The sequence below is a fragment of the Streptomyces sp. MUM 2J genome (genome assembly GCF_022414535.1).
In the GTDB taxonomy this organism is placed as follows: domain Bacteria; phylum Actinomycetota; class Actinomycetes; order Streptomycetales; family Streptomycetaceae; genus Streptomyces.
This window is the reverse complement of sequence record NZ_JADWYM010000102.1, coordinates 1-1594: the sequence shown is the minus strand read 5'-3', so window position 1 is coordinate 1594 and position 1594 is coordinate 1. Positions and strand designations below refer to the sequence as shown.

Sequence of the window (1594 nt, the reverse complement as noted above, 5' to 3'; positions counted from 1 at the left end):
TCGCAGAAACCCTCGGCATCCCACAAGTCGGCACCGACGACAGCTTCTTCGAACTCGGCGGACACTCCCTGCTGGCGACTCAGCTAATCAACCGTATCCGCACCACACTCTGCGTCGAGGTACCCCTGCGGACACTGTTCGAGACTCCGACGGTGGCCGGATTGGCCGGACGACTGGAACAAAGCGGCCCGGCGCGCCCCCCGCTGGTCCCGGGTGGGCGCCCGGAAGTGGTGCCCTTGTCCTTCGCCCAACAGCGTGTGTGGTTCCTAGGTGAGCTGGAGGGTACGAGTACCACCTACCACATACCCTTCGCGGTACGGCTGAAGGGCGTACTGGACCGGGATGCGCTGCAACAGGCGTTCACAGACGTCCTGACCCGGCACGAAATACTGCGGACCGTGACACCCGTGGTGGACGCTACGCCACGCCAGGTCGTACGGGAGCCGGAAGCAGTCACCTTCGAACTTAGGGCGACCGAGGTCACCGAGGCCGGTGTGACAACGACTGCCGTTGAAGCCACAGAGCAACCCTTCGACCTGACGGTGGACCTTCCCCTGCGTGCTCGACTGCTCGCAGTGGGCCCCACGGACCACGTACTGATCATGGTGGTGCACCACATCGCCGCTGACGGCTGGTCGGTGGGACCCCTGGCACGGGACCTCTCACACGCCTACACGGCCCGCGCACAGGGAAACGTACCCGAGTGGACGCCTCTGGCGGTGCAGTACGCGGACTACACCCTCTGGCAGCACAACCTTCTGGGCACCGAGGACGACCCCGACAGCGTACTGAGCAAGCAACTCGCCTTCTGGCGCACCGCGCTGAAAGGGGCACCGGAGGAACTCACTCTGCCCACCGACCGGCCACGGCCAGCTGCAACGTCCCACCACGGAGCCACCGTGGACCTCGCCCTACCCGCCGAGCTCCACGGACAGCTCAGCAGCCTGGCACGCGGACACGGAGCCACCATGCACATGGTGCTGCAAGCCGCTCTCGCAGTGCTCTTGTCACGCCTCGGCGCCGGCGATGACATCCCCATCGGCACCCCACTCGCCGGGCGCATGGATGACGCACTAAACGACCTGATCGGCTTCTTCGTCAACACCCAGGTCACCCGCACAAACCTCTCAGGCCATCCCACCTTCACCGAAATCCTGGGCCGGGTGCGGGAGAACGCGCTGGCAGCACACGAACACCAGGATGTGCCCTTCGAACGGCTGGTGGAGGAGCTGGCTCCGGCTCGCTCAATGGCCCGCCACCCACTGTTTCAGGTCATGCTCGCGCTGCAGAACAACGCTCCGGCTTCGCTGGAACTGCCCGGTCTGGACGTGGAACTGGTGGGCACGGGCGAGCGTCCGGCGAAGTTCGACCTCGAGTTCAATCTGGTCGAGGCCTTCGACGCCCAGGGCATGACCGCCGGGATCAGCGGCAGCTTGACCTACGCCACCGACCTATACGATCACAACACCGCCCAAACGCTGGTACAGCGATTCATCCGCGTCCTCGAAACCATCACCACCCAACCCAACACCCATCTGCACCGTATCGACATCCTCGGCACGGCGGAGCGTGAACAACTGCTGGTGGAGTTCAA

At 64.8% G+C, this 1594-nt stretch carries 1 protein-coding gene; it reads left to right on the top strand.

The genetic code is table 11. The features are described 5' to 3' along the window. On the top strand, positions 1-1594 hold a 1594-nt coding region (locus tag I3F54_RS31800), incomplete at both ends, for a condensation domain-containing protein (protein ID WP_240122395.1).